The organism is Pseudomonas sp. AO-1 (genome assembly GCF_019775695.1).
Taxonomy (GTDB): Bacteria; Pseudomonadota; Gammaproteobacteria; order Pseudomonadales; family Pseudomonadaceae; genus Aquipseudomonas; species Aquipseudomonas parakoreensis.
Map to the genome: position 1 here is coordinate 4,523,968 of NZ_CP079947.1, position 21,630 is coordinate 4,545,597.

Consider the following 21,630-nt stretch of genomic DNA (forward strand, 5'->3'; position numbering starts at 1 on the left):
CCCTGTGGGAGCTGGCTTGCCAGCGATAGCGGTGGGTCAGTCGACATCAAGGTTGGATGTGACTCAGTCATCGCTGGCAAGCCAGCTCCCACAGGGTCCTCGGTGAACCTCTGGATCAGTGTTCAGTCCTCACCATTCAGCGACGTTCGATTGGCACGAACTTGCGCTGTTCAACGCCGACGTACTCGGCGCTCGGACGGATGATGCGGTTGTTGGCACGCTGTTCGAACACGTGCGCGGCCCAGCCGGTCAGGCGCGAGCAGACGAAGATCGGCGTGAACAGCTTGGTCGGGATGCCCATGAAGTGGTACGCCGAGGCATGGTAGAAGTCGGCATTGGGGAACAGTTTTTTCTGCTCCCACATGGTCTTGTCGATGGCTTCGGAAACCGCGAACAACACCTTGTCACCGACCTCGTCGGCGAGTTTTTTCGACCAGCCCTTGATCACCTCGTTGCGCGGATCGCTGTCCTTATAGATTGCGTGGCCGAAGCCCATGATCTTGTCCTTGCGCTCGAGCATGCCGAGGGTGCCCTTGATCGCCTCTTCCGGCGACGAGAAGCGCTCGATCATTTCCATCGCCGCTTCGTTGGCGCCACCGTGCAGCGGGCCGCGCAACGAACCGATGGCCGCGGTAACGCAGGAATACAGGTCGGACAGGGTCGATGCACAAACGCGAGCGGTAAACGTCGAGGCGTTGAATTCGTGTTCGGCGTACAGAATCAGCGACACGTTCATCACTTTGACGTGCAGTTCGCTCGGCTTCTTGTCGTGCAACAGGTGCAAGAAGTGGCCGCCAATCGATGGCTCATCACTGACGCAGTTGATGCGTTTGCCGTCGTGACTGAAGCGATACCAGTAGCACATGATCGCCGGGAAAGCGGCGAGCAGACGGTCGGTCTTGTCGCGCTGCTCGGAGAAGTCTTTCTCCGGTTCGAGGTTGCCGAGGAACGAGCAACCGGTGCGCATGACGTCCATCGGGTGAGCGTCGGCAGGGATGCGTTCGAGCACTTCTTTCAGTGCCTGCGGCAGATCGCGCAGCTTGCTCAGCTTTTGCTGGTAAGCGTCGAGTTGCGCCTGGCTCGGCAGTTCGCCGTACAGCAGCAGGTACGCCACTTCTTCGAACTGCGCGTCGGCTGCCAGTTCGCGCACGTCGTAGCCGCGATAGGTCAGCCCGGCACCGGCCTGGCCCACGGTGGACAGTGCGGTTTGCCCGGCAACCTGGCCCCGGAGCCCGGCGCCACTGAGTACTTTTGCTTCGGCCATTGCTGTCTCCAATCTTGAATTTGTTAGGGAATCTGCAATTACGGTGTTGTTGGCAAAAGATCGCAGCCTTCGGCAGCTCCTACATCGACCGCGTTCCTGTAGGAGCTGTCGAGTGAAACGAGGCTGCGATCTTTTGATCTTCGCCTTTATTTTTTAGCGGCAAACAACGCATCGAGCTTCTGCTCGAAGGTGTGGTAGTCGATGCGATCGTAAAGCTCCATGCGTGTTTGCATGGTGTCGATGACATTCTGCTGGGTGCCGTCGCGGCGGATCGCGGTGTAGACGTTTTCCGCGGCCTTGTTCATCGCGCGGAACGCCGACAGCGGGTACAGCACCAGCGACACATCGGCGCCAGCCAGTTGCTCGGTGGTGTACAGCGGTGTCGAGCCAAACTCGGTGATGTTGGCGAGGATCGGTGCCTTCACCCGGTTGGCGAACAGCTTGTACATCTCAAGTTCGGTGATGGCTTCCGGGAAGATCATGTCGGCGCCGGCCTCGATGCACGCGGCGGCGCGATCCAGTGCCGACTCCAGACCTTCAACCGCCAGCGCGTCAGTGCGAGCCATGATCACAAAGCTGTCGTCGGTACGGGCATCGACCGCTGCCTTGATGCGGTCGACCATTTCCTGCTGGGTGACGATTTCCTTGTTCGGACGGTGACCGCAGCGTTTGGCGCCGACCTGGTCTTCGATGTGAATCGCCGCCGCGCCGAACTTGATCATCGACTTCACGGTGCGCGCCACGTTGAACGCCGAGGCGCCGAAACCGGTGTCGACGTCCACCAGCAGCGGCAAGTCGCAGACGTCGGTAATGCGCCGCACGTCGGTCAGCACGTCATCCAGACCGGTGATGCCCAGGTCCGGCACGCCGAGCGAGCCCGCAGCCACCCCGCCACCGGACAGGTAGATCGCCTTGAAACCGGCACGCTTGGCCAGCAGCGCGTGGTTGGCGTTGATCGCGCCGACCACCTGCAATGGATGCTCGCTGGCGACCGCATCGCGGAAACGCTGGCCTGGAGTGTTCTGCTTGGAACTCATGACTCACCTCGTTCAGTGGCTGTCTTATTGTCGGCGCCGTCCTGGTAATGACGGGCGATGTTGCGTTTCGAGGCGCCGATGTGGCGGCGCATCAACAATTCCGCGAGTTCGCCGTCACGGTCGGCGATGGCATCGAGAATCCGGTGGTGTTCGGCAAAGGCCTGACGTGGCCGATTGGGCGTGGTGGAAAACTGGATGCGGTACATGCGCACCAGTTGATACAGCTCGCCGCAGAGCATTTGCGTCAGCGTGCGGTTGCCGCTGCCCTGAATGATTCGATAGTGAAAGTCGAAATCGCCTTCCTGCTGGTAATAGCCGACGCCGGCCTGAAACGCCGCGTCGCGCTCGTGGGTTTCCAGCACCCGGCGCAGTTCGTCGATGTCTTCGACGCTCATGCGCTCGGCCGCCAGACGGCAGGCCATGCCTTCGAGGGATTCGCGGATTTCGTAGAGTTCGAGCAATTCGGCGTGGCTGAGCGACACCACCCGCGCGCCGACATGCGGTACGCGCACCAGCAGGCGTTGGCCTTCGAGCCGATGAATGGCCTCGCGCAGCGGCCCGCGACTGATGCCGTAGGTGCGCGCCAGCTCCGGCTCGGAGATCTTGCTGCCGGGGGCGATCTCACCTTTGACGATGGCCGCCTGGATGCGCCGGAAGACGTTTTCCGAGAGCGTCTCGGAATCGTCGCCGCTGATGACCGGGGGATCGAGTTGATCCAGCATGATTGTCGACACCTTAAAATCCAATGCGGCAAAAACTAGCCAATTAGCCCGCATCAGTCAAAGGATAAATCCACATTGTCGACAATCGTCTAATAACCCTCTCCAACAACCCCAAGGGTTATAGACCGGCGCGAGCGCTGGCGCCATAAAACCACCGTGCTAGAATGCCGCCCGCATTTGCTGGCCATTTGTACGGCTTGTCATAAAAAGCTGATAGGCACACGCAGGCGCTTGCGCAAGTTTTGCCAGGAACCTGAACCGAAAACGGAACGCTGCGCACCAGGATTTATGAGACTCAAGCCCTTCCCCACATTTTTTGCGCTGTTTTGCCTGCCCGGCCTCGCCGCGGCGGGGGAAAAAACCGTGTACGGCCTCAACGAATATGCATCGCTTGACGGCATCAATCTGCAAGTCGCGGCCAAACTCGACACCGGCGCCAAAACCGCCTCGCTGAGTGCCCGCGACATCAAACGCTTCAAACGCAACGGCGAGTCCTGGGTGCGTTTCTACCTGGCGATCGACGCTGCGCATTCGCACCCGATCGAACGGCCGCTGGCCCGGGTCAGCAAGATCAAGCGCCGCGCCGGCGACTACGACCCGGAAGAAGGCAAGAAATACACCGCGCGTCCGGTGATCGAGCTGGACATCTGCATGGGCACGGCGCTGCGCAGCATCGAAGTGAACCTGACCGACCGTAGTGCGTTCCAATACCCGCTTTTGATCGGCTCCGAAGCGCTGAAACGCTTCGACGCGCTGGTCGACCCCAGTCTTAAATACGCTGCCGGCAAACCCGCCTGCACCATCGCCGCTCATACCGCCGAGTAATTTCCATGCGTTCTCTAACCTTCCACCTGAAAATCCTGATCACCATTCTGGTGCTCCTGGGCGTTTCGGTTACGGCCTATCAGATTTTCGTGCTCGGCATCCCGGTGACCGAAGACGCTACCGACGACCTGTGGAACATCGACGCCAAAGTCGAGTTCGTCGCCAGCACCAAGGATCCGGTGAAAGTCCAGATGTTCGTGCCGCCGCTGAGCCGCGATTACGTCAGCCTCAACGAAAGCTTTATCTCCAATAATTACGGCGTGGCGGTCAACCGCGTCGACGGCAACCGCAAGGTCACCTGGTCCGCGCGCCGGGCCAAGGGCAACCAGACGCTTTATTACCGTCTGGTGCTGACCAAACGCTATACCGCAGAAAAATCCAAGATCAAAGGCCCGACCTTCCGCGACAGCATCGCCATCGAAGGCCCGGAAAAAATCGCTGCCGAAGCCCTGCTCGCACCGATCCGCCAGCACTCGGCCGACGTCGAGACCTTCATCGGCGAAGCGATCAAACGCGTCAACAACGTCAACGACGACAACGTCAAACTGCTGCTGGCCGGCGATCCGTCGACGCCGCACAAGGCGAAGATCGTCGAACTGCTGTTGTCGATCGCCCACGTACCGGTAGAAAAAGTCCACACCATCCGCCTCGTTGCCGATCAACCGCAAACCCCGGAGTTGTGGCTGCGCAGCTTCAATGGCAACGACTGGCTGTACTTCAATCCGGAAACCGGTGAGCAAGGCCTGCCGACCGACCGTCTGCTGTGGTGGACCGGTGATGAAAACCTGATCACCGTCGACGGCGCGAAGAAAGCCAACGTGACCTTCAGCCTGAACAACAGCGAGATGAACGCGATTCGTCTGGCCAAGCTGACCGACGAAAACACCGATGCCAACTTCCTCGAATACTCGCTCTACGGCCTGCCGCTGCAGACCCAGCAGACGTTCATGATCATGGTGATGATCCCGATCGGCGTGCTGGTGATCCTGATCCTGCGCAACCTGATCGGCCTGCAAACCCTCGGCACCTTTACCCCGGTGCTGATCGCCCTGGCCTTCCGCGAAACGCAACTGGGCTTCGGCATCCTGCTGTTTACCGTGATCACCGCGCTGGGCCTGTCCTTACGCTCGTATCTGGAACATTTGAAGCTGCAGATGCTGCCGCGCCTGTCGGTAGTGTTGACCTTCGTGGTGGTGCTGATTGCCGCCATCAGCCTGTTCAGCCACAAGCTGGGGCTGGAGCGTGGCTTGTCGGTGGCGCTGTTCCCGATGGTGATTCTGACCATGACCATCGAACGCCTGTCGATCACCTGGGAAGAACGCGGCGCCAGCCATGCCATGAAAGTGGCGATCGGCACGCTGTTCGCGGCGTCCCTGGCGCACTTGATCATGACTGTGCCGGAGCTGGTGTACTTCGTGTTTACCTTCCCGGCGATCCTGCTGATTCTGGTCGGTTTCATGCTGGCGATGGGTCGCTATCGCGGTTACCGCCTGACCGAACTGGTGCGCTTCAAGGCTTTCCTGAAGAAGGCTGACGCCTGATGTTCGGTTTCTGGAAGACCTGGAAGGCTCTGGAGGCGCGGGGCATCATGGGCATCAATCGGCGTAACGCCGACTACGTGCTCAAGTACAACAAGCGCAGCCTGTACCCGATCGTCGATGACAAGATCATCACCAAGGAGCGCGCGATCGAGGCCGGCATTCATGTGCCGGAGCTGTATGGCGTGATCTCCACGGAGAAGGAAATCGACAAGCTCGACGCGATCATCGGCGGGCGCAACGATTTCGTGATCAAGCCGGCTCAAGGTGCGGGGGGTGACGGCATCATCGTCATCGCCGACCGCTTCGAAGGCCGCTATCGCACGGTCTCGGGCAAGATCCTTGCCCACGAAGAGCTCGAACACCACATCTCGAGCATTCTCACCGGCCTGTATTCGCTGGGCGGTCACCGCGACCGTGCACTGATCGAATACCGGGTGACCCCGGATCAGATCTTCAAGAGCATCAGCTACGAAGGCGTGCCGGACATCCGCATCATCGTGTTGATGGGCTATCCAGTGATGGCCATGCTGCGCCTGCCAACCCGTCAGTCCGGCGGCAAGGCCAACCTGCACCAAGGCGCCATCGGCGTCGGTGTCGATCTCGCCACCGGCCTGACCCTGCGCGGCACCTGGCTGAACAACATCATCAACAAACACCCCGACACCACCAACGCGGTGGATGGCGTGCAACTGCCGTACTGGGACGGTTTCATGAAACTCGCCGCCGGCTGTTATGAACTGTGCGGCCTGGGCTACATCGGTGTGGACATGGTGCTGGACCAGGAAAAAGGCCCGCTGATTCTCGAACTGAATGCGCGGCCGGGGCTGAATATCCAGATTGCCAACGACTGCGGGCTGACTCAGCGTACGCATGCGGTCGAGGCACACCTGGAGGCGCTGAAGGCGCGTGGTGTGACCGAGTCGGTTGAAGAGCGGGTGGCGTTTACTCAGGAGATGTTTGGGCATATTCCGGCGGTCGAGGGCTGATCCCCGTGGCGAGGGAGCTCGCTCCCGCTCGGCTGCGCAGCAGTCGTAAGATTTTTGGGGAGCGCTTCGCACTCCAACGGGAGCAAGCTCCCTCGCCACAGGTTGCTCGTTGGCCGCTGCGGATCTGCCAATCCCCGACATCCCCTCTAGGAGCAATTCACGCAGAGGACTACAATCCCCACCCCGCCTCGATGGCCGATCTGCCCCGCCCATGTTGACCTGTTCCGTACACCCGCTGCCCTACCGTGCCAACCCCGCCGATTACTTCGCGGCCATCCGCCATGCGCCCGGTGCGGTGCTGCTCGACAGCGGCCGGCCGAGTGCCGACCGTGGCCGTTATGACCTGCTCAGCGCCTGGCCGCTGGCACAACTGGCGGTGTTGCCCGATGAGAGCGGCGGCGTTTTCCTGCAACGCCTGCGGGATAATCTGACTCGCCTGGGCGAAGCGCAACTGCCTGTCGAATATGACCTGCCTTTCGCCGGTGGCCTGATCGGCTATCTGAGCTACGACTTCGGCCGACATCTGGAGAATCTGCCGAGCCTGGCCCGGGACGATCTGCAACTGCCCGACGCGCGGTTCGGCCTGTATGACTGGGCGCTGATCAGCGATCACCAGACCGCCACCAGTCAATTGGTGTTTCACCCGTCACTGGCCGACAGCGAGCGGCAACGGCTGATCGCGCTGTTCAGCCAACCGACCTCAGCGCCGCTGACGCCGTTCAAGTTGCACACGCCGATGACTGCCGATCTTTCGCCGGACGACTATCGCCAGGCGCTGGAGCGCATTCATCAATACATCCAGGCCGGCGACTGCTATCAGGTCAACTTCGCCCAGCGTTTCCGCGCAACCTGCCAAGGCGATCCATGGCTGGCCTACTGCGCGTTGCGCGAGGCTTGCCCGACACCGTTTTCCGGTTTCCAGAGCCTGCCGGACGGCGACGCGGTGTTGAGTCTGTCGCCAGAGCGCTTCGTCAAAGTCAGCCAGCGCCAAGTGGAAACCCGCCCGATCAAAGGCACTCGCCCGCGCGGTCTGACGCCTGCCGAAGACGCGGCCAACGCCGCCGAACTGCTGGCCAGCCCCAAGGATCGCGCGGAAAACCTGATGATCGTCGACCTGCTGCGCAATGATCTCGGCCGCACCTGCCGCATCGGCTCGGTGCGGGTACCGGAGCTGTTCAGCCTGGAAAGCTACCCCAACGTGCATCACCTGGTCAGCAGCGTGACCGGGGAACTGGCGGATGCCCGCGACGCACTCGACCTGATCGCCGGCAGTTTCCCCGGTGGCTCGATCACCGGCGCACCGAAGATCCGCGCGATGCAAATCATCGACGAACTGGAACCGACTCGACGCGGGTTGTATTGCGGCTCGCTGCTGTACCTGGACGTACGCGGCGAGATGGACAGCTCCATCGCAATTCGCAGTCTGTTGGTCAAGGATGGGCAGGTATGTTGCTGGGGTGGTGGCGGGATCGTGGCTGATTCGGATTGGCAGGCGGAGTATCAGGAGTCGATTACCAAGGTCCGAATCCTCCTCGAAACCCTGCAAAACCTCTGAATGACGCAAACCCTGTAGGAGCTGCCGAAGGCTGCGATCTTTTGATCCTGTTTTTAAACAATCAAGATCAAAAGATCGCAGCCTTCGGCAGCTCCTACAGAGGGATTGAGGGTTACAAGGACAGGTCGCGGTTCGAAGCCTTGAGGAACTCCTGCTTCAACTCGGCAAACGTATGCACCGCCGGGAACTGCGGGAACTCGCGAATCACGTTGTCCGGCGCATGGAACAGAATCCCCGCGTCCGCCTCGCCGAGCATGCTCGTGTCGTTATACGAATCGCCTGCCGCAATCACTCGGTAGTACAGGCTCTTGAATGCCAGCACCGACTGACGCTTGGGGTCTTTCTGACGCAGTTGATAGCTGGTCACCCGCCCACTGTCATCAGTGATCAGGCGGTGGCAGAGCAAGGTCGGGAAGCCCAGTTGGCGCATCAGCGGCTGGGAGAATTCGTAAAAGGTGTCCGAGAGAATCACCACCTGAAAGCGCTCGCGCAGCCAGTCAACGAACTCCACCGCGCCATCCAGCGGCTTGAGGGTGGCGATCACTTCCTGAATGTCCGAGAGTTTCAGGCCGTGCTCGTCGAGGATGCGCAGACGCTGCTTCATCAGCACGTCGTAATCGGGAATGTCCCGGGTCGTGGCCTTGAGGGATTCGATTCCGGTTTTTTCGGCGAAGGCGATCCAGATTTCCGGTACCAGTACCCCTTCAAGATCCAGGCAAGCAATTTCCACAAGACACTCCCGTTTGTAGTGATTATTGAGTCGAGCGAGCCCGAACTCTAGCGACTCCCCCGCGACCGCGCAACGCAGCGGGCGCCCCTTACTCCGCCGCTTTTTGTTACCATCGGCGCCATATAGAGCGCCCAGCGCCACCGACCTGTAGGAAGCCGCCCTGATGAGCCCAACGTTCGATGTCGTGGAACTCGCCACGACCTATGCCAACAAATCCGCCCAGGACATCCTGAAACTCGCGTTCGCCGAGTTCGGTGATGAACTGTGGATCTCTTTCAGTGGCGCCGAGGATGTGGTGCTGGTGGACATGGCCTGGAAGCTGAACAAGAACGTCAAGGTGTTCAGCCTCGACACCGGCCGCCTGCATCCGGAAACCTATCGCTTCATCGATCAGGTGCGCGAGCACTACAAGATCGACATCGAACTGGTGTCGCCGGACTACACCAAACTCGAACCTTTCGTGAAGGAAAAAGGCCTGTTCAGCTTCTACAAGGACGGTCATGGCGAATGCTGCGGCATCCGCAAGATCGAGCCGCTGCGCCGCAAACTGTCTGGCGTCAAAGCCTGGGCCACCGGCCAGCGCCGCGATCAGAGCCCGGGCACCCGCAGCGCCGTGGCGGTGCTGGAAATCGACACCGCGTTCTCCACCCCGGAACGCACCCTGTACAAATTCAACCCGCTGGCGCAAATGACCAGCGAAGAGGTCTGGGGCTACATCCGCATGCTTGAGCTGCCCTACAACAGCCTGCATGAACGCGGCTTCATCAGCATCGGCTGCGAACCCTGCACCCGCCCGGTCCTGCCGAACCAGCACGAACGCGAAGGCCGCTGGTGGTGGGAAGAAGCCACGCAGAAAGAGTGCGGGCTGCATGCGGGGAATATCATCAGCAAGGCGTAAATCTCTGCCTCAATGATGCCCCCTGTGGGAGCGAGCTTGCTCGCGAAAGCGTTCTGACAGTCACCGGATTTGTTGACTGGAAAGACGCCTTCGCGAGCAAGCTCGCTCCCACATTTGCTTCGTGGTGCCATGAAAAAATGTGTACACACGAATGTCACCATCGGTGCCATTTATGTGTGCACTTTTTGTTTTCACGCCCTGAAAAGTTACATCCCTTGGCAAAGCGCCTCTGCCTTGCCACCTCCGCAAAATCCCCCGCAAAAAATAAATAACTGTTCAATCGGTCAATTTATAACCAAATATTTTCAACCACTTAGCGCTCATCGATAACTTTTCGAAATGAGCGCAACGCTCCATAGATCGCTAACTGGCACAGATCTGGCTTTAGTGCATACATGTTTTGTATACAAAACTGCAAAACATCTATTCACACTTTCGATCCGCAAGCCTGAAGCGCCCTATCCCGTACAGGCTGCAGATGCCCCGTAACCAGTGATGTCTGCTGGCCGCGACGAAGATTTGTCGAGCCCTGAGCTCATGCACAGTCATCGCGGCCCCGCCCATCAGGAGCCTGCCGGAATGCGTACAAGTCTCTCCAACAACATCGCGTTGAATCTGCCCGCCTCTGCCCTCGACCAGCCATCGCCCGACGCGGGTCTGGCCGCCCCGCTACAACTGAGCCCACGCCTGCACAACAGCGACCTCGCACCGACCCGGGCCGAAGGGCGGCGCTGGGGCAAGTACAGCATCTTCGCCCTGTGGACCAACGATGTGCACAACATCGCCAACTACTCGTTCGCCATCGGCCTGTATGCGTTGGGCCTGGGCGGCTGGCAGATTCTGCTGTCGCTGGGGATCGGTGCGGCGCTGGTGTACTTCTTCATGAACCTGTCCGGCTACATGGGGCAGAAAACCGGGGTGCCGTTTCCGGTGATCAGCCGGATCAGTTTCGGCATTCACGGCGCGCAGATTCCGGCGTTGATTCGCGCGGTGATCGCCATCGCCTGGTTCGGTATTCAGACGTATCTGGCGTCGGTGGTGTTTCGCGTGCTGCTGACGGCGATCCACCCCGGGTTCGCCGACTACGACCACAACTCGATCCTCGGTCTGTCAACGCTGGGCTGGGTGTGCTTCGTGGTGATCTGGTTCGTGCAATTGGCGATCCTCGCCTATGGCATGGAAATGGTCCGCCGTTACGAAGCCTTTGCCGGGCCGGTGATTCTGCTGACCGTTGCCGCGCTCGCTGCGTGGATGTACACCCAGGCCAACGCGACCATTGCCTGGTCGATCCGCGACCCGCTGACCGGTGGCGAGATGTGGCGCAACATCTTTGCCGGCGGCGCCCTGTGGCTGGCGATCTACGGCACGCTGATCCTCAATTTCTGCGACTTCGCCCGCTCCTCGCCATGCCGCAAGACCATCAAGGTCGGCAATTTCTGGGGCCTGCCGGTGAATATTCTGGTGTTCGCTGCCATCACCGTCCTGCTCTGCGGTGCGCAATTTCAGATCAACGGGCGGATCATCGAAAGCCCGACCGAAATCATCGCTTCGATCCCCAACACGTTCTTTCTGGTCCTCGGTTGCCTGGCGTTCCTCATCGTCACCGTGGCGGTGAACATCATGGCCAACTTCGTCGCCCCGGCCTTCGTACTGAGCAACCTGGCGCCGAAATACCTGACTTTCCGCCGCGCCGGGCTGATCAGCGCGACCATCGCCGTGTTGATCCTGCCGTGGAACCTCTACAACAGCCCGCTGGTGATCGTGTATTTCCTCTCAGGCCTCGGCGCCCTGCTCGGCCCGTTGTACGGCGTGATCATGGTCGACTACTGGCTGATCCGCAAAGGCCGGATCCACGTCCCGCAGTTGTACAGCGAAGATCCCGACGGCGCCTATTACTACAGCCGCGGGGTGAATTTCCGCGCGGTGGCGGCGTTCATTCCGGCAGCGCTGATTGCCATCGTCCTGGCGCTGGTCCCGGGTTTCCACAGCATTTCGCCGTTCTCCTGGCTGGTGGGTGCCGGCATCGCCGCCCTGCTCTACCTGATCATCGCCAAGCGTCAGCCGCACTACGCCGACGTCAGCGGCGAATCGATCGCCGTCGACAACGTCAGCCATTAACTTCCTTGCGGCCCGGGTTTGGGCCGCTGAACTGCCCGCAATAAGGACTTCTCATGCGTATTCTTGTGGTCAACGTCAACACCACCGAATCCATCACCCAGGCCATCGCCCGCTCGGCGCAGACGGTCGCGTCTCCCGGCACGGAAATCGTCGGCTTGACGCCGTTCTTCGGCGCCGACTCGGTGGAAGGCAATTTCGAAAGTTATCTGGCGGCCATCGCCGTGATGGATCGGGTGATGTCCTACGACCAGCCTTTCGACGCGGTGATTCAAGCGGGTTACGGCGAACACGGTCGCGAAGGTTTGCAGGAACTGCTCAACGTGCCGGTGGTAGACATCACCGACGCCGCTGCCAGTACCGCGATGTTTCTCGGCCACGCCTATTCGGTGGTCACGACGCTGGATCGCACTGTGCCGCTGATCGAGGATCGGCTGAAACTGTCCGGCTTGTGGGATCGCTGTGCATCGGTGCGGGCCAGCGGTCTGGCGGTGCTGGAACTGGAGCACGAGCCACAACGGGCGCTGGAAGCCATCGTGCAACAGGCGGAACTGGCAGTCACCCAGGACAAGGCCGAAGTGATCTGTCTGGGCTGCGGCGGCATGGCTGGGCTGGATGAACAGATTCGTCGCCGCACCGGGGTGCCGGTGGTGGACGGCGTGACGGCGGCGGTGACCATTGCTGAATCGCTGGTGCGACTGGGGTTGTCGACGTCCAAGGTGCGGACCTATGCGACGCCCCGGCCGAAACAGATCATTGGCTGGGCGGAGCGGTTTGCCCGGTAGACCGCGTTATCGTTCTTCGCGAGCAGGCTCGCTCCCACATTGGATCTGTGGCGTTCAAAAATCCCCTGTGGGAGCGAGCCTGCTCGCGAAAAGGTCAACTCGGTCCCAACCCGTCCTCAAACAGCACTGAACCGCTGCGCCAACCCCTTCTGAGCAAACTGCTCAATCACAAAATCGACAAACGCCCGAGTCTTGCCTGGCAACAATTTGTGCTCGGCGTAGTAGATCGAAATGTTGCCGTCATCGATGTACCAGTCCGGCAGTACGCGCTGCAATGTGCCAGCCTCCAGATACCCCACGGCAAACGGCATGCTGACCAGCGCGATCCCCAGCCCCTGCGCTGCCGTGGCGCAGGCGGCTTCGGAGTCGCTCATGGTCATTCGCGTCTTCAGGGTCAAGGGCTGACAGAGCTGACTGCCGCTACTGATCAACTGCCAGGAGCGCACACGACCGGTTTGCGGCGAACGAATCAGGATGCCATCGTGACGTTGCAGATCGTCCGGTTCGGCAATCGCCTCGTGCTTTTGCAGGTAGTCAGCAGACGCCACCAACACACGATGCGCGGGTGCCAACTTGCGTGCGACCACGCCTTGGGGCAATTCAAAGCCCCCGCCAATCGCCGCATCGAAACCCTGCCCAATCAAGTCGACCTGACGGTTATCAAAATGCCAGTCAGGGTTGATCGCCGGAAACCGACGTAAAAACTCTTGCAGCAACGGCACGATGTACAAACGCCCGAATACCGTGCCCATGCTGACTTTCAACGTCCCCGCCGGCAGTCCTTCCACACTCGACAGATTGGCCACCGCATTCTGAATCGTCGTCAGACTGCCACTGACCTGACTCAAAAACAGCTTGCCGGCCTCGGTCAGGGTCAGGCTGCGTGTACTACGCTGGAACAGCCGTACACCGAGCCGCACCTCGAGCTTCGCCACACTCTTGCCGACGGCGGCCGGGGTCAGGCTCAAGCGCCGGGCGGCCTCGGCAAAGCTGCCGACTTCGGCGCTGCGCACGAAGCATTCGATACTGCTGAAAGTTTCCATGATCGCCACTATAAACTTCTGGTTTACACAGACTATAGCAATCATGGTCTACACGGTTGTCGATGCGAGGCCGATACTCGGCTCCAACAACAAGGCACCCCGCCTTGAATTTTCTGGAGATCGAACATGACCACTCAACACCTCAGCGGCAAAGTCGCTCTGATTCAAGGCGGTTCCCGTGGTATCGGCGCCGCCATCGTCAAACGTCTGGCCGCCGAAGGCGCCGCGGTCGCCTTCACCTACGTCAGCTCCACCGCCAAGGCCGAAGAATTGCAAAACAGCATCACCGCCAACGGCGGCAAAGCGTTGGCGATCAAGGCCGACAGCGCCGACGAAGGCGCTATCCGCAACGCCGTCAGCGCCACCGTCGAAGCCTTTGGCCGCCTGGATATTCTGGTGAACAACGCCGGCGTCCTGGCCATCGCGCCGCTGGAAGACTTCAAACTGGAAGACTTCGACCAGACGCTGGCGATCAACGTACGCAGCGTGTTCATCGCGTCTCAGGAAGCCGCCAAGCACATGGGCGAAGGCTCGCGCATCGTCAACATCGGCAGTACCAACGCCGACCGCATGCCCTTCGGCGGTGGCGGTGTGTACGCGATGAGCAAATCAGCACTGGTCGGTCTGACCAAAGGCCTGGCCCGCGACCTCGGCCCGCGCGGCATCACCATCAACAACGTGCAACCCGGCCCGGTCGACACCGACATGAACCCCGCGCACGGTGATTTCGCTGAAAGCCTGATCCCGCTGATGGCGGTCGGCCGTTACGGCACTGCCGATGAAATCGCCGGTTTCGTCGCCTATCTGGTGGGCCCGGAAGCCGGCTACATCACCGGTGCCAGCCTGACCATCGACGGTGGTTTCGGCGCCTGATTGCGCTGAATCCCCGGTACAAAAAACGCCGCACCTCTTTACAGAGAGCGGCGTTTTTTATGAGCGCTTTACTGGCAGATCAAGCCCACTCCAGCGCTGGCAAACCGCAGGCACTCGGAGTGAATGCCTTGAGCGTGCGCAGAATCCCGTCGGCGTGAGCGTATTTTTCATCAGCCATGGCCGCGTCGGGAATCGCGATGGCCGTCATCCCCGCCGCTTTCGCCGCAGTAACGCCAAACGGCGAATCCTCGAACACCAGGCAATCCTCAGGCGCGACACCCAGACGCCGGGCCGCAGTGAGGAAGATGTCCGGCGCTGGCTTGGCTGCGCCGACTTCCGGGTCGTCCGCCGTGACAATGAAGTCGAACAGCGCAAACCAGTCGCGGTGCAAGGTGGTTTTCTGGCCGAACGACTGCCGCGACGAACTGGTGCCCACGGCGATCGGAATGTTGTGTGCCTTGAGGTGGCGAATCAGCTCCTCCGCGCCCGGCATCGCCTGGGCCCTGGGAAAGCGTTCACGCATCAGCGGCTCGCGGATCACCAGAAACTCTTCAGCGCTGATCGGCAGATCCAGCGCCTGCACCACGTAGTTCGCCAGATCATTGGCGCCACGACCGATGATGTTCTGTTTAACGCTCCAGTCGAAGGTCCGCCCGTAACGCTCGGCAATGAGCGAGGTGACCTCGGTGTAGATGCCTTCGGTGTCCAGCAGCAAACCGTCCATGTCGAAAATCACGGCCTTGATCGGGCCAAACGTCTTCATCGGTGCATTCATCATCGGATCCGTTATCAAAAACATCCCGGGCGGCCCAGCTGGCGCCGCTGCTTGGATCTGATTAATGGGTTCAGCAGCATAGCGAGGCCAGCAGAGATTGAGCAACGGGCAATGTTTACGAGCCGTGGAATGACTCGCTGATGTTTAGCGAAAAGCCCTACAGATAACGCCTACTTTCCCGACTTCTTTCCACTTTGATCCCCCGCAAAGTCCGCGCACCTCTTTCACGTGCGCGAGTGCTTGCGAATGTTCCAAACCGATCGGCTCCTGGCCCTGAACAACAGCATCGGCCTGCTGGTGGTTGCCGCCCTGAACCCGCAACACCCGGACTTCGAAACGCTGATCCGCGAGTTCCGCCTGTGCCTGAACAACTACGAGGCCTGGGCCGAGCAGTTCTGGACGGGTACGGCACTGGATGTCGAGCAGGTGTTCAAGGTCGGCGACGACGTGCACCTCAGCGCTCCGGTCAAATCCCGCCAGCCGATCCAGACCTCGGTGGTCATGTGCCCCGCCAGCGGCCCGTTGACTCTGGTGCACCTGTTCGAGGCAGTGCGCTTCGTACCGATCGGCAATACCCCGGTGCTGCTGGAACCGGTGATCGGCGAAGTCGACGGGGTATTGAGTTTCGGTGAACCACTGCGACATACCATCGGCCCGAGCGGCATTCTGGAAGTCAGCGACTGCGACCGGGGCCAGCGTTATCGCATCACCTTCTTTCCTGATGTGTCCAGCGCCCATATCCAAGCGCTGTACGCCTCCTATGAAGAAATTCTGGACGGGCTGGAGGTCTGGCTTCGCCAGGAGTGGGACGGGTTTCATCCGCTGTGGGCGGAGTTTTCCGGCGCCGGTTTGGCTGATCGTTACCAGCAGTTGCAACAGGCCGACTGGCGCGGTTTCGAGAAAGCCCTGCACGACATCTGGGATGACGTTAAACAGCTGTTTGCCCTGCTCGCCGACCTGCAGGCCAACAGTGAAAAACTCCTGCAGTACTTGAGCGATGTCGAGTTGCAAGCGCTGCTCGACGCCTCCGGCGAGGCCATCGCCAATGGCTTGCTGATCCTCAGTGACGAGCCGTTGCTGTTTATCCATCTGGCAGCGTTCACCAGTTGGCTGAAGATGCTGCCGCCGCAGTACCTGGCGGAAGTGGTGGCAGAAGTCCGGTTCGAGTTGTTGATCAGCTTTTTGCTGATGCGCGTTTGCGGCGGCGTTGGCGTGCCCGTGCGACTGAGCAGCAAGGTGCTGAGCAAGATCAAGTCGCCCCGGGCGCGGCAATGGCTGGCCGCATCGGCGTTGCGCCTGAGCGAACTGACCTCCAGTGCGGATCTGAGCAAGCACGCGGGCGCGTTGAAACCATTGATGGTCAATGCGCGCGACGTGCCGCTGAAGCCGACGCCGGCGGTCCCGCTGAATATTCGCCAGGCGGATTCAGTGGTGTTGATGGTACCGAATCCGGCGCCCATGGCACGGGACAAGTCCCGGGGCACGACCCGGATGGAGCGGCACGAGCCTCGCGACGACTCCCCCGATCAAGCGAAAAACCCCAACGGCGCCAGCGCCGATTGCGCACCGCTGACCTGCACCAATGGCTGTCCGGTGTCGATGGTTACCGGCGAAGAACTGCTGACCCTGACCGATGGCACGCTCGATGGCTTGCTGCCGTTCGAGTTCACCCGGTTGTACCGCACCAGCGCGGTGGAGATCGATGTCGGGCTGGGGTTTGGCTGGAGCCATTCGCTGGCGCATCGGCTGGAGTTCGATGGCGAGGCGGTGGTCTGGGTCGATCACGAGAACCGCCGCACGCGGTTCCCATTGCCCAGTGTTGAACGGCCGCAGATTCACAACAGCCTGTCGCGGGCGGCGATTTTTCTCGGCGATGAGCCCGAGGAACTGATCCTCGCGCTGGCGGGGGAGGCGGCGCGGTTTTATCACTTTCGTGCCGGGCGGCTGACGGCGGTCAGCGATGCGTATGGCAATCGTCTGACCGTTTCTCGCGATCATCAGCTGCGAATTCTCCGCCTGGACAATGGCGCGGGTCGCTCGCTGCTGTTGCGCTACGACCGGGCGCATCTGGTGGCAGTTGATTACCAGGTGTTTGCGGCGGGTGGCTGGCGTACCGAGCAAACGCTGGTCAGTTATGGCTACGACGCCCGTCAGCGATTGTTGGCCGCGACCAACGCCATCGGGGACAGCGAGCGTTACGACTACGACGATCAGCACGTCATCCTGCAGCGGCAACTGACCGGCGGCGCGAGCTTTTTCTGGGAGTGGGAACGTTCCGGCAAAGCCGCGCGTTGCGTGCGCCATTGGGCCTCGTTCGCGCAGATGAATACGCGGTATGTCTGGGACGACAGCGGCCGCGTCACGGTGCATTACGTTGATGGCAGCGAAGAAACCTACGTCCACGATGACAGCGCGCGGCTGGTGCGCAAGGTCGAGGCCGATGGCGGTGAGCACCTCAAGGCTTATGACGCTGCGGGCCGGGTGATCGCCGAGCAGGATCCGCTGGGTGCGGTCACCGAATACCGCTACGACGACGTCGGACGGCTGATCGCGCTGCTTCCGCCGGACGATGAGCCAACGTCCTATGAGTACCGCAACGGTTTCCTGCACAGCCGTTCACGCGGCGAGGCGGTGTGGACGTTTCGGCGCAACGCCGAGGGCGATGTCACCGAGGCGGTCGATCCGGACGGCCAGGTCACCTATTACTACTACGACACGCGCGGGCAGTTACTGTCGGTCCGTTATCCGGACACCAGCCGGCACATTTTTGTCTGGAACGACCTTGGCCAACTGACCGAGGAAACCCTGCCCGACGGTGGTGTACGGCGCTTTTCCTACGATGCGCTGGGGCGGCGGACGACCTCATGCGACGAACACGGTGCGATCACTCGCCAGCAGTGGGACGCCGTTGGCCGACTGGTTCAGACGACGTTGCCTACAGGCGCCACTCGCGCCTACAGCTACGGCGCGTACGGCCAGGTCACGGCCGAGCGTGACGAACTCGGGCGCATCACCCGCTACGAGTATGACGACGACCTGCACCTGGTCTCGCGCAGGATCAATCCCGACGGCACGCGGGTGCAGTACCGCTACGACCATGCGCAACTGCTGCTGACGGAAATCGAGAACGAGTCCGGCGAAAAGTACCGACTGGACTACACGCCCACCGGATTGATCCGACAGGAAACCGGCTTCGACGGCCGGCGCACCGCGTACGCCTACGACCGCAACGGGCACCTGCTGGAAAAAACCGAGTTCGGCGATGACGGCTCGACGCTGGTCACTGCCTACGCGCGTGATGCGGCCGGGCGTCTGCTGCTGAAAACCCTGCCGGACGGGGTTCAGGTGGCTTACACCTACGACCGCCTGGGCCGGTTGATCGGCGTCGATGACGGCCAGCAACATCCACTGGCCTTTGAATACGATCGGCAGGACCGGCTGATCACCGAGCATCAGGGCTGGGGCACCTTGCGTTATGCCTATGACGCCTGCGGGCAGCTCAAGCGCCAGCGTCTGCCGGACAACAGCACGCTCGACTATCACTACGCCAAGGGCGGCGCGCTGACCGCCATTGACCTTAATGGCACGCGGCTGACCAGCCACGTCTATCAGTCGGGTCGCGAACAACAACGCCAACAAGGCCTGCTGCTCAGCGATTATGCCTACGACGATCAGGGCCGTTTACTCGCCCACGCTGTAGGCCATCAGCACGACTCGCTGTATCGCCGGGATTATGCCTACAGCGCCAACGGCAACCTCGAGCACATCGCCGACAGCCGCCATGGCCAGCGCACCTATGGCTACGATGCCCTCGACCGCTTGATCCGCGTGCGCCACTCGCGCGACGAACTACCCGAATCCTTCGCCCACGATCCCGCCGGCAACCTGCTGATGCAAGATCGCCCCGGCCCGACCCGGATCAAGGGCAACCGCCTGCTGATGCAGGGCGACCGGCATTACGACTACGACGCCTTCGGCAACCTGATCCGCGAACGCCGTGGCCGTGACCAGCAACTCGTCACCGAATACCGCTACGACTGCCAGCACCGCCTGATCGGCCTGACCCGCCCCGACGGCCAAACCGCGTCCTACCAATACGACGCCTTCGGCCGACGCATCCGCAAAACCGTCGACGGCATCAGCACCGAGTTCTTCTGGCAAGGCGACCACCTCGTCGCCGAAAGCAGCAAAACCCATCACCGCAGCTACGTCTACGAACCCGGCACCTTCCGCCCGCTGGTGCTGCTCGACGGCAAAGGCCCGAAAAAGGCCTGCCCGTTCTACTACCAACTCGACCACCTCGGCACGCCGCAGGAACTGACCGATTACAGCGGCGAAATCGTCTGGTCGGCGCAGTACGACGCCTACGGCAAGGTCGCGGTAATCACTCTGGCGGGCGAGGACTACCTCGACCAGCCGCTGCGGTTTCAGGGGCAGTATTTCGATGCGGAGAGTGGACTGCATTACAACCGGCATCGGTATTACGACCCGAGGTTGGGGCGGTATCTGACGCCGGATCCGGTGAAGTTGGCGGGTGGGTTGAATCAGTACCGGTACGTGCCGAATCCGACGGGGTGGGTGGATCTGTTGGGGTTGAGCTCCAATTGTCCGCCGCCGAAGAAGCCAGGTTGTTCATCACCGGACAGGGTTGATGATTCGATTGTTGATGAGGCTAACCCAACGCTCCCCAAACCGAATTCCCGCCCTCAAGATTTTGGAAGTGACGAAAAGCTTTTAGGCCATTTTGAAAAGCATGGCGCAGAATTCAAGGCGATGAACAAGGAGGAATATTTACTCGTCGCACGAGAAGTAGTGAATCAAGGTACTCGTGTGGAGTATTTATACAACGGCGAGGTGCGATCAGGGTATTTGCTATTGATGGGAAATAATCGGAAAGGTGAAGCAAAATTTGCTTTCGTGGGCACCAACACGAATGATGAAATTACGACGTTACACACCAAAAGTGGAAAGGAATTTTGGCGAACAATCAATGGCAACGCACAAGATAAAACCGTGAGGCCTGCTCATGACTAAGACATACAAAGCATTAGTCGTCGGAATAGATCAATTCGTAGAAGACGCTGTTGACTTGATAGTTGAGGGCTTTTCGCTGAAGTGTTTCGTCAGCTACAGCCCGTCAAAAATAGTGGTGGGAAATACTTACGACGCGGAGTTCGAAATGCTGCTGCCTGATGAGGAGTGCGTGATAGCGACTGAACGCGAAAAACAGCAGATTGAGATGCTTGACGGCGGGTTCTCCTGTGACATTTATGGCTACTTGGATGGAGACACCTTCCGATCGTTTGTCGATTTTTCGGACCAGGATATCCACTACGAATATCCCCATCTGAATGGGCGCTTCGTTAAAGTCAGCGCAGACAGGATTGACGTCTCTTTTTCTGTTCAATAGCCAATTAAACGATGCTTGAGGTGGCACTTGCGCTTGCAAGCCCTCTCAGAATCAAACGATGACCACTACTCCTCCGCGTTCTAATCCTCCAACGGCAACTCACCCCGCCCCAAAGGATCCGTAGGCGAAGACAGCGGATACTCCGGCGTTTGTTCGACATCGTCATCCTTCTGCTCACCACTCATCTCACACCTCGCAAAGGGCCCGACCGAACCCAGGCCCTAACATTCTGAATGTATCACTACCAAGCAGGATCAAAAGAACAAACAATCACTGCTCATCCTCCTCATCTTCATAATCATCCAAAGCCTCATCCGCATCATTCAACGGCACCGTCGCATCATCCATCAGCGACCCCGGATCCTCGTTGCCCGGATCATTGATAAACGGCAGACCGCTCGGGCCTTTTTCTTCCTTGCCTTCGGTTTCGGGCGTCATGGCAAACCTCTACGTCTGGTGGGTTGTATAACGTTCGAAAAGACCTATAGCCAATCGTTCCAGTGTCCGACCGCCAGACACGAAAAACCCGGCACCAGGCCGGGTTTCCTTTCGAATATTCAATCAATGATGGCGGTTTTTGTGTTTGTACTTGTTGTGCTTGTGACCCCCGCCGGAATGCCCGCTTCCACCGTCGTCACCCAGGTTGTTGCCCACCGCACCACCCGCTGCACCGCCCAAACCGGCACCGATGGCGGAGCCGGTGGAGCCGCCCAGACTATTACCAACCACCGAGCCGCCGGCAGCGCCGAGACCACCGCCGATGGCGGCTTCGGTGCGATTGTGTTTATTTGCTCCGACCGCGCTGCCCGCCGCGCCACCGACGCCCGCGCCAACCGCGGCACCGGTGCTGCCGCCGAGCTGGCCACCGACCACGTTACCGAGCACACCGCCCAGTCCGCCACCGACGGCGGCGCTACCATCGCCGGCGGCCATCGCACCTTGGGCGACCAGTAATCCGAAAAACAGTGCAGATAATGACAAACGCATTTGAACCTCACAGTTCCCGAATCGGGACGGTATGCCCACAGGGCCTATGTCAGATTGGAGACATTTTTCGGAAAAACGTTCAGC

The 21,630-nt window shown here is 60.3% G+C and carries 18 protein-coding genes; 10 read left to right on the top strand and 8 right to left on the bottom strand.

The window, feature by feature from the left end:
- Positions 1-136: 136 nt before the first annotated feature.
- From prpC to KVQ82_RS20425, 3 genes are all read right to left on the bottom strand, one after another.
- On the bottom strand, positions 137-1,264 hold the full coding sequence (prpC, locus tag KVQ82_RS20415) for a 2-methylcitrate synthase (RefSeq protein WP_222015476.1): 1,128 nt from the start codon (positions 1,262-1,264) through the stop codon (positions 137-139).
- Positions 1,265-1,410: 146 nt separating this feature from the next.
- The gene (gene prpB / locus KVQ82_RS20420) at positions 1,411-2,301 is read right to left on the bottom strand and encodes a methylisocitrate lyase (RefSeq protein ID WP_041067638.1); all 891 of its coding nucleotides are present in this window, start codon (positions 2,299-2,301) and stop codon (positions 1,411-1,413) included.
- Positions 2,298-3,020 carry a GntR family transcriptional regulator gene (locus KVQ82_RS20425; protein WP_174377155.1) on the bottom strand — a complete coding sequence of 241 codons (723 nt, stop codon included), beginning with the start codon at positions 3,018-3,020 and terminating at the stop codon, positions 2,298-2,300. Before KVQ82_RS20425 ends, prpB begins: the two co-directional genes overlap by 4 nt.
- A 291-nt stretch (positions 3,021-3,311) precedes the next feature.
- Here KVQ82_RS20425 and KVQ82_RS20430 point away from each other — a divergent pair, with 291 nt between their 5' ends.
- The 4 genes from KVQ82_RS20430 (at position 3,312) to pabB (ending at position 7,930) form a co-directional block, all read left to right on the top strand.
- The gene (locus KVQ82_RS20430; protein WP_025110318.1) at positions 3,312-3,848 is read left to right on the top strand and encodes an ATP-dependent zinc protease; all 537 of its coding nucleotides are present in this window, start codon (positions 3,312-3,314) and stop codon (positions 3,846-3,848) included.
- A gap of 5 nt (positions 3,849-3,853) precedes the next feature.
- Positions 3,854-5,389, top strand: coding sequence for an inactive transglutaminase family protein (locus tag KVQ82_RS20435; RefSeq protein WP_041067624.1), 1,536 nt, complete (start codon positions 3,854-3,856; stop codon positions 5,387-5,389).
- Positions 5,389-6,375, top strand: coding sequence for an alpha-L-glutamate ligase-like protein (locus KVQ82_RS20440; RefSeq protein WP_108182146.1), 987 nt, complete (start codon positions 5,389-5,391; stop codon positions 6,373-6,375). The genes KVQ82_RS20435 and KVQ82_RS20440 overlap by 1 nt, the downstream gene beginning before the upstream one ends.
- Before the next feature lie 211 nt (positions 6,376-6,586).
- Positions 6,587-7,930 carry an aminodeoxychorismate synthase component I gene (pabB, locus tag KVQ82_RS20445; protein ID WP_222015478.1) on the top strand — a complete coding sequence of 448 codons (1,344 nt, stop codon included), beginning with the start codon at positions 6,587-6,589 and terminating at the stop codon, positions 7,928-7,930.
- Positions 7,931-8,042: 112 nt separating this feature from the next.
- On the opposite strand, the gene thrH is transcribed toward pabB, so the two are convergent.
- Complete coding sequence (thrH, locus tag KVQ82_RS20450; protein WP_041067615.1) at positions 8,043-8,660, bottom strand: bifunctional phosphoserine phosphatase/homoserine phosphotransferase ThrH; 618 nt, start codon at positions 8,658-8,660, stop codon at positions 8,043-8,045.
- Between the two features lie 163 nt (positions 8,661-8,823).
- Between thrH and KVQ82_RS20455 the strand changes: the two genes are divergently transcribed.
- From KVQ82_RS20455 to KVQ82_RS20465, 3 genes are all read left to right on the top strand, one after another.
- Positions 8,824-9,558 carry a phosphoadenylyl-sulfate reductase gene (locus KVQ82_RS20455; RefSeq protein ID WP_222015480.1) on the top strand — a complete coding sequence of 245 codons (735 nt, stop codon included), beginning with the start codon at positions 8,824-8,826 and terminating at the stop codon, positions 9,556-9,558.
- Between the two features lie 579 nt (positions 9,559-10,137).
- The gene (locus KVQ82_RS20460) at positions 10,138-11,676 is read left to right on the top strand and encodes an NCS1 family nucleobase:cation symporter-1 (protein WP_222015482.1); all 1,539 of its coding nucleotides are present in this window, start codon (positions 10,138-10,140) and stop codon (positions 11,674-11,676) included.
- 53 nt (positions 11,677-11,729) lie between these two features.
- Positions 11,730-12,458, top strand: coding sequence for an aspartate/glutamate racemase family protein (locus tag KVQ82_RS20465; protein ID WP_041067608.1), 729 nt, complete (start codon positions 11,730-11,732; stop codon positions 12,456-12,458).
- Positions 12,459-12,574: 116 nt separating this feature from the next.
- Here KVQ82_RS20465 and KVQ82_RS20470 read toward each other — a convergent pair whose 3' ends face one another.
- A complete protein-coding gene (locus KVQ82_RS20470; protein WP_095669232.1) occupies positions 12,575-13,501 on the bottom strand; it encodes a LysR family transcriptional regulator in 927 nt (308 codons plus the stop codon).
- Positions 13,502-13,627: 126 nt separating this feature from the next.
- Here KVQ82_RS20470 and KVQ82_RS20475 point away from each other — a divergent pair, with 126 nt between their 5' ends.
- A complete protein-coding gene (locus KVQ82_RS20475; RefSeq protein ID WP_222015484.1) occupies positions 13,628-14,374 on the top strand; it encodes a 3-oxoacyl-ACP reductase family protein in 747 nt (248 codons plus the stop codon).
- A 79-nt stretch (positions 14,375-14,453) separates the two neighbouring features.
- Here the strand turns inward: KVQ82_RS20475 and KVQ82_RS20480 are convergent, their stop codons facing one another.
- Entirely contained in the window at positions 14,454-15,149 is a 696-nt protein-coding gene (locus tag KVQ82_RS20480) for an HAD-IA family hydrolase (RefSeq protein WP_108182142.1), read from the bottom strand.
- Positions 15,150-15,395: 246 nt separating this feature from the next.
- Here KVQ82_RS20480 and KVQ82_RS20485 point away from each other — a divergent pair, with 246 nt between their 5' ends.
- Entirely contained in the window at positions 15,396-20,183 is a 4,788-nt protein-coding gene (locus KVQ82_RS20485; RefSeq protein ID WP_222015485.1) for an RHS repeat-associated core domain-containing protein, read from the top strand.
- The gene (locus tag KVQ82_RS20490) at positions 20,176-20,559 is read left to right on the top strand and encodes a hypothetical protein (RefSeq protein WP_086794790.1); all 384 of its coding nucleotides are present in this window, start codon (positions 20,176-20,178) and stop codon (positions 20,557-20,559) included. Before KVQ82_RS20485 ends, KVQ82_RS20490 begins: the two co-directional genes overlap by 8 nt.
- A 270-nt stretch (positions 20,560-20,829) precedes the next feature.
- On the opposite strand, the gene KVQ82_RS20495 is transcribed toward KVQ82_RS20490, so the two are convergent.
- Together KVQ82_RS20495 and KVQ82_RS20500 are read right to left on the bottom strand one after the other, a co-directional pair.
- Positions 20,830-20,997, bottom strand: coding sequence for a hypothetical protein (locus tag KVQ82_RS20495; protein WP_222015486.1), 168 nt, complete (start codon positions 20,995-20,997; stop codon positions 20,830-20,832).
- A gap of 123 nt (positions 20,998-21,120) precedes the next feature.
- Positions 21,121-21,546 (bottom strand): YMGG-like glycine zipper-containing protein, encoded by a 426-nt coding sequence (locus KVQ82_RS20500; RefSeq protein ID WP_041067599.1) that lies wholly within the window; start codon positions 21,544-21,546, stop codon positions 21,121-21,123.
- Between the last annotated feature and the right edge of the window lie 84 nt (positions 21,547-21,630).

Coding starts and splice junctions, on each gene's coding strand:
- prpC (WP_222015476.1), bottom strand. CDS start 1,264: ATGGCCGAAGCAAAAGTACTCAGTGGCGCCGGGCTCCGGGGCCAGGTT.
- prpB (WP_041067638.1), bottom strand. CDS start 2,301: ATGAGTTCCAAGCAGAACACTCCAGGCCAGCGTTTCCGCGATGCGGTC.
- KVQ82_RS20430 (WP_025110318.1), top strand. CDS start 3,312: ATGAGACTCAAGCCCTTCCCCACATTTTTTGCGCTGTTTTGCCTGCCC.
- KVQ82_RS20435 (WP_041067624.1), top strand. CDS start 3,854: ATGCGTTCTCTAACCTTCCACCTGAAAATCCTGATCACCATTCTGGTG.
- KVQ82_RS20440 (WP_108182146.1), top strand. CDS start 5,389: ATGTTCGGTTTCTGGAAGACCTGGAAGGCTCTGGAGGCGCGGGGCATC.
- pabB (WP_222015478.1), top strand. CDS start 6,587: ATGTTGACCTGTTCCGTACACCCGCTGCCCTACCGTGCCAACCCCGCC.
- KVQ82_RS20455 (WP_222015480.1), top strand. CDS start 8,824: ATGAGCCCAACGTTCGATGTCGTGGAACTCGCCACGACCTATGCCAAC.
- KVQ82_RS20460 (WP_222015482.1), top strand. CDS start 10,138: ATGCGTACAAGTCTCTCCAACAACATCGCGTTGAATCTGCCCGCCTCT.
- KVQ82_RS20465 (WP_041067608.1), top strand. CDS start 11,730: ATGCGTATTCTTGTGGTCAACGTCAACACCACCGAATCCATCACCCAG.
- KVQ82_RS20470 (WP_095669232.1), bottom strand. CDS start 13,501: ATGGAAACTTTCAGCAGTATCGAATGCTTCGTGCGCAGCGCCGAAGTC.
- KVQ82_RS20475 (WP_222015484.1), top strand. CDS start 13,628: ATGACCACTCAACACCTCAGCGGCAAAGTCGCTCTGATTCAAGGCGGT.
- KVQ82_RS20480 (WP_108182142.1), bottom strand. CDS start 15,149: ATGAATGCACCGATGAAGACGTTTGGCCCGATCAAGGCCGTGATTTTC.
- KVQ82_RS20485 (WP_222015485.1), top strand. CDS start 15,396: ATGTTCCAAACCGATCGGCTCCTGGCCCTGAACAACAGCATCGGCCTG.
- KVQ82_RS20490 (WP_086794790.1), top strand. CDS start 20,176: ATGACTAAGACATACAAAGCATTAGTCGTCGGAATAGATCAATTCGTA.
- KVQ82_RS20495 (WP_222015486.1), bottom strand. CDS start 20,997: ATGACGCCCGAAACCGAAGGCAAGGAAGAAAAAGGCCCGAGCGGTCTG.
- KVQ82_RS20500 (WP_041067599.1), bottom strand. CDS start 21,546: ATGCGTTTGTCATTATCTGCACTGTTTTTCGGATTACTGGTCGCCCAA.